General features: G+C 64.3%; 6 protein-coding genes. 4 read left to right on the forward strand and 2 right to left on the reverse strand.

Translation table 11 applies throughout. The features are described 5' to 3' along the window. Positions 1 to 241: 241 nt before the first annotated feature. Positions 242 to 859, reverse strand: coding sequence for a TetR/AcrR family transcriptional regulator (locus ACZYOF_RS41810; RefSeq protein WP_463719400.1), 618 nt, complete (start codon positions 857 to 859; stop codon positions 242 to 244). Positions 860 to 919: 60 nt separating this feature from the next. Continuing rightward, positions 920 to 1,456 carry a PaaI family thioesterase gene (locus ACZYOF_RS41815; protein WP_282531834.1) on the reverse strand — a complete coding sequence of 179 codons (537 nt, stop codon included), beginning with the start codon at positions 1,454 to 1,456 and terminating at the stop codon, positions 920 to 922. A 145-nt stretch (positions 1,457 to 1,601) separates the two neighbouring features. Here ACZYOF_RS41815 and ACZYOF_RS41820 point away from each other — a divergent pair, with 145 nt between their 5' ends. From ACZYOF_RS41820 to ACZYOF_RS41835, 4 genes are all read left to right on the forward strand, one after another. Continuing rightward, a complete protein-coding gene (locus tag ACZYOF_RS41820) occupies positions 1,602 to 2,372 on the forward strand; it encodes an enoyl-CoA hydratase (RefSeq protein WP_463719401.1) in 771 nt (256 codons plus the stop codon). Next, positions 2,373 to 2,543 (forward strand): hypothetical protein, encoded by a 171-nt coding sequence (locus tag ACZYOF_RS41825; protein WP_463719402.1) that lies wholly within the window; start codon positions 2,373 to 2,375, stop codon positions 2,541 to 2,543. Positions 2,544 to 2,568: 25 nt separating this feature from the next. Beyond that, positions 2,569 to 3,765, forward strand: coding sequence for an acetyl-CoA C-acyltransferase (locus ACZYOF_RS41830; protein ID WP_463719403.1), 1,197 nt, complete (start codon positions 2,569 to 2,571; stop codon positions 3,763 to 3,765). Between the two features lie 170 nt (positions 3,766 to 3,935). Then, positions 3,936 to 5,228, forward strand: coding sequence for an MFS transporter (locus ACZYOF_RS41835; protein WP_463719404.1), 1,293 nt, complete (start codon positions 3,936 to 3,938; stop codon positions 5,226 to 5,228). The last annotated feature ends 201 nt before the right edge of the window (positions 5,229 to 5,429 follow it).

The raw sequence follows: 5,429 nt of genomic DNA on the forward strand, positions 1-5,429 counted from the left end.
TGCTTCGACGTATCCATTCCAATGCGGATAATCTGCGTCACGGACGGCTCCCTCGTTTGAGATTTCGACAACCTCATTCTGGCACAACTGATGCCGTAGGGGGCCGTCCACCCCATCAACCACAGGATCGCGTTGTTGTGCGAGACGCTTGTGGCCTCAGCACCAGAAACAACTGACATTCGTGGTTATGGGTCCCGGGTCAAGCCCGGGACGACGTAAACAATTACTAGCCTGACTTGCCTCAGTGCGCCTTGGCGCGCGGCTTCTTCACCGCGGGCTTCGCGGCAGCACGAGGCAATACGGCTTCGCGGCCGGCGGTGAGGATCTCGTCGGACAACTCGCTATTGCCGGCGATGCGGGACATCACGACGGTTCCCATCATGGTCGCGAGCGCTGCCATCGCCTGCTTGCGTGCGGCCTTCGGCGGCACGTCCAGAATCTGGTCGGCCATCATATCGATCATCCGCTCCAGCTTGGCGGCGAACGCCTTGCGGGTCTTCGGGCTTTCGCGGGCGATCTCGGCGCCGAGCGAAGGAACCGCGCAGCCGCGGCCGGGATCGTCGCGGTGCGTCGTGGTCAGATAGGAATCGACGATGGTTGCGAGCCGCTTCTCCGGCGGCATCTCCTCAACGATCTTGCGCCAGCGCTCGTTGGCGCGATCCATGGCGTAGCCGAACGCCTCGATCACCAGCGCCTCGCGGGAATCGAAATGGGCGTAAAAGCCGCCATGGGTCAGTCCGACCTCCTTCATCAGGTCGGCGACGCCGATGCCGTGGGCGCCGCGTTCGCGCAGTCTGACCGAGGCCTGCTTCACGATCCGCTCGTGGGTCTCCGCCTTGTGTTCTTTCGAATAACGCATGGGGGTCTCATTGGATGTTTCCGGTCATATAATAGCATCAAGACGTAAAGAAAGCTGTAGCTATTTCAAATTCGCGCCACCAATCATGGCGAAGGTCGCGGTAGAGTGCACTGCAAGATTGCCGGCGCCGTCGCGGACGAAACCTTCGGTGTAGCTGTTTTGGCGGCCGAGCTTGATGACCTTGCCCTCGGCGCGGATCGTGCCTGAACGCACCGAGAGCGGTCGCAGATATGTGAGCTTCAGGTCGAGCGTAACAGAGGTCTGGCCGGCGGGGAGCATGGTCGAGATCGCGCAACCCATGGCCGTATCGAGCAACGCCGCGGCGGTCGCGCCGTGCAGGAGACCGATCGTGTTCTCGAGGCTCTCCTCGGGATCAAGTTCCATCACGATCCGGCTGGGCTCGACGACCGCCATCCGGAAACCGATCAGCTTGGCGAACGGCGGCGGCGGCAGGACACCGTCGCGAATCCCGCACATCGCTTCCATGCCCGACATCGCGGCAGCGACCTTCGCGGTCGGTCCAGGCGCCTGCCAATTCACCACTCGCTCGCGGCGGGACGCTGGCGAGAGCAGATCGGCAGTATCGGCGAAGGCCATGGCAAACTCCTTTTAGGTGAGATTAAATGATATTCATCATTCTATTGTACGCACCGCTGCATCGCAACAGGGGTTGCGCGGCGGCTTGACAAGCGCCGCCATTGTCCGGGAAGTGGCTGGATGTCCCCTGCCCCGAGATGATCCCATGGAAATGCTCAATCCCCATTGCGGCGTCGACCGCGATTCCCGCGGCGTGGTCCGCCTCACCGTCCGCAACGCCGGCTCTCTGAACATCCTGAGCTCGGCCGTCACCGATGGCGTCCGCGAAGGGTTCGAAAAGCTTGCCGATGACCGCGACATCCGCGCGGTAATCCTGGCCGGCCAGAGCGAGAAGAGCATGATCGGCGGCGCCGATATCAAGGAGATGGCCAAGCTTGAGCAGAAGTCGGCGGAAATCTTCATCACGCGGTTGCGCGACCTCTGCGAGGCCGTGCGCCGGTTTCCGGCACCGGTGATCGCGCGAATGCCGGGCTGGTGTCTCGGCGGCGGGCTGGAAGTGGCCGCGGCCTGCGATTTCCGGATCGCAGCGCATGACGCGAAGTTCGGCATGCCCGAGGTGCGCGTCGGCATCCCCTCGGTGATCCATGCGGCGCTGTTGCCGAGGCTGATCGGCTGGAGCCGCGCGCGCTGGCTGGTGATGACCGCTGAGAACATCGACGCACCGACTGCGCTCGCCTGGGGCCTCGTCGACAAGGTCGCGAAACAAGGCGAGCTTGACGCCGAGGTCGAACACACCGTGGCGGCGCTGCTCGAATGCGGCCCCGAGGCGCTGCGCATCCAGAAGGACTTGCTGCGGCAATGGGAAGAACTGCCGCTGACGGAGTCGGTCAATTTGAGCGTGGGCGTGTTCGGGAAATCCTTCTTGACCGGCGAACCGCAGCGGCTGATGCAGGGGTTCCTGGGGCGGAAGCGCTAGTTGTCAGGCCCCGCGAAGGCGGGGCATCCAGTAACCACCGAACGTCGTTTTGTGGTTACTGGATCATCCGCCTTCGCGGATGATGACGGCGGTCCGGATGAAGCACGACAATTTCTCATGCGGGCGGGCGTTGCAATTTTTGCGGCGCATCATATGATCATCATCATGTGACCAAGAATCCTCCAGGGAGCCCGCCATGGCCAATGCCTTCGATCCCGTCGTCATCCTTTCCGCCGCCCGCACGCCGCTTGGCCGTTTCATGGGCGAATTGTCGCCGTTCAGCGCGCACAAGCTCGGTTCCCATGTGATCGGTGCGGCGCTGGAGCGGGCAAAGCTCGCACCTGAACGCGTCGATGAAGTGTTCATGGGCAATGTGTTGCCGGCTGGCCAGGGCCAGGCGCCGGCCCGCCAGGCCGCGCGCGGCGCCAAACTGCCCGATGCGACCGGCGCCACCACCGTCAACAAGGTCTGCGGCTCCGGCATGAAGGCGACCATGCTCGGCCATGACATCATCAAGGCCGGTTCGGCCGAGATCGTGGTGTCCGGCGGCATGGAGAGCATGAGCAACGCGCCCTATCTGCTTGCCAAGGCGCGAGGCGGCTATCGCGCCGGCCATGACCGCATCATCGACCACATGATGATGGACGGACTTGAGGACGCCTACGAGACCGGGCGCTCGATGGGCGATTTCGGCGAGGCGACCGCGGAGGCCTATCAGTTCACGCGCAAGGACCAGGACACTTACGCGATAGAGACGCTGACGCGGGCGCGTAACGCGGTCGAGAGCGGCGCCTTCAAGGCCGAGATCGTCCCGATCACGATCACGGAGAAAGCGGGCCCGCGCGTGATCGCCAATGACGAGCATCCGCTTAAAGTGGATCCCGCCAAAATTCCCGGATTAAAGCCGGCATTCCGCCCCAACGGCACCATCACGCCGGCCGCCTCCTCCGCCAATGCCGACGGCGCCGCGGCGCTGATCCTCGCCAAGCGTTCGCTGGCCGATCGCGACGGCCTGCCGGTGCTGGCCGAGATCAAGGGCCACGCCACCCACAGCCAGGAGCCGCAATGGTTCACCACGGCGCCGATCCCGGCGATCCGCAAGCTGCTCGACAAGGTCGGCTGGAGCGCCGGCGACGTCGATCTGTTCGAGATCAATGAGGCCTTCGCAGTGGTGGCGATGGCGGCGCAGCGCGACCTCGGAATTCCCCGCGAAAAACTCAACATCAATGGCGGCGCCTGCGCGCTCGGTCATCCGATCGGCGCCACCGGCGCGCGGCTGATCGTGACGCTGCTGCATGCACTCGAAGCGCAGAACCTGAAGCGCGGCGTCGCCGCGCTCTGCATCGGCGGCGGCGAAGCCACCGCGATCGCGGTCGAGCGCGTCTCGCACTAGACAGAGCGTTTTCGAGCGAAGTGGATACCGGTTCGCGTGAAGAAACGCGTCAAAACAAGAATCTGGCCGGATGTCCTGAAATGAGGGAAGTATGGCATTTACGTCATACATCCCTCGGGGGCAGTATTTGCCTGACAGACTAACCTTCCCGTAGAATTTTCTGAGGCCCGATGATCTCGAACTGGCTGGCGGCCACCCTCACCCGCCGCAATATCCATTACGGCTGGGTGATGGTGGGCGTCACCTTCCTCACCGCGCTAATCGCTGCCGGCACGGTCGGTGCGCCCGGGGTGTTCATCGTGCCGCTGCAGAAGGAGTTCGGATGGAGCACGGCGGAGATCTCCTCCGCGCTCTCGATCCGTTTCATCCTGTTCGGATTGATGGCGCCATTCGCGGCTGCGCTGATGAATCGTTACGGATTGCGCAATGTGACCTTGGCGGCCCAGCTCATCGTGGTCTCTGGCCTGCTTGCCTCGCTCGCGATGACACAGGTCTGGCAGTTGGTGCTGCTGTGGGGTGTCGTGATCGGGATCGGCACCGGCATGACGGCGCTCGTATTGGGCGCGACGATCGCTGCGCGCTGGTTCGTCGCGCAGCGCGGCCTCGTCATCGGCATCATGACTGCGAGCGTCGCGACCGGCCAACTCGTCTTTCTGCCCCTGCTCGCGAGCCTCACTGAGCGCTTCGGCTGGCGGATTGCGCTGTCGCTGGTGTGCGTCGTGCTCGGCCTGTCCGCCTTCCTGGTGCTGCTCGTCATGCGCGACCGCCCGAGCGACGTCGGCCTCCGCCCGTTCGGCGACACCGGCAAGGAGCCGCTCCCCGCGCCGCCGCCAAGCAATGCACCGATCATGGCGGCGGCGCTTGGCACGCTGCGCGACGCCTCGAAGTCCCCGGTATTCTGGATCCTGTTCGCGACCTTCTTCATTTGCGGCGCCTCCACCAATGGCCTGGTCCAGGTGCACCGGATCCCGATGTGCCTCGATTTCGGCATTCCCCAGGTGCAGGCGGCGAGCCTGCTTGCCGCGATGGGCATTTTCGATTTCTTCGGCACCATCATCTCGGGCTGGCTGTCGGACCGCTACGACAACCGCTGGCTGTTGTTCTGGTATTACGGCTTGCGCGGGCTGTCGCTCATCTTCCTGCCGTTCACGGACTTCTCGTTCTACGGTCTGTCGCTGTTTGCGATGTTCTACGGGCTCGACTGGATCGCCACCGTGCCGCCAACCGTGCGCCTGACCGCGCAGAGTTTTGGTGCCGAGCGCGCCAATCTCGTATTCGGCTGGATCTTTGCCGGACATCAACTCGGCGCCGGTGCCGCCGCCTTTGGCGCCGGCCTGTCACGGACGGTGTACGAAAGCTACCTGCCCGCCTTCTTCATTGCCGGAGCACTCTGCCTCGTTGCAGCGTCGATCGCGCTGGCGATCAAGCGGCCGGCGCTGAAAGCGGCCGCGGCAGCCGCTTAGATCCCGTAGGGTGGGGCAATCGCACCGTGCCCACCATTCCTTGCACCGAACGTGGGTGGGGGGGACCCGGCGGGGTGCGCCCCCGCCGATGGGGGGTTGGTTGGAAATGGTGTCAGCGAACCCGGGTTGGGTGGGGTTTTTGGGGGGGAGGGGGGCGCGCGGGTCCCAGGGGATCGCAGCGCGACGACCCGGCCCCGGGCG

The organism is Bradyrhizobium sp. LeoA1Lang (assembly GCF_055413685.1).

What these genes read in the sequence shown, in the direction of transcription:
- ACZYOF_RS41815 (WP_282531834.1), bottom strand. Translation starts at nt 1,456, where the DNA reads ATGGCCTTCGCCGATACTGCCGATCTGCTCTCGCCAGCGTCCCGCCGC.
- ACZYOF_RS41830 (WP_463719403.1), top strand. Translation starts at nt 2,569, where the DNA reads ATGGCCAATGCCTTCGATCCCGTCGTCATCCTTTCCGCCGCCCGCACG.
- ACZYOF_RS41810 (WP_463719400.1), bottom strand. Translation starts at nt 859, where the DNA reads ATGCGTTATTCGAAAGAACACAAGGCGGAGACCCACGAGCGGATCGTG.
- ACZYOF_RS41820 (WP_463719401.1), top strand. Translation starts at nt 1,602, where the DNA reads ATGGAAATGCTCAATCCCCATTGCGGCGTCGACCGCGATTCCCGCGGC.
- ACZYOF_RS41835 (WP_463719404.1), top strand. Translation starts at nt 3,936, where the DNA reads ATGATCTCGAACTGGCTGGCGGCCACCCTCACCCGCCGCAATATCCAT.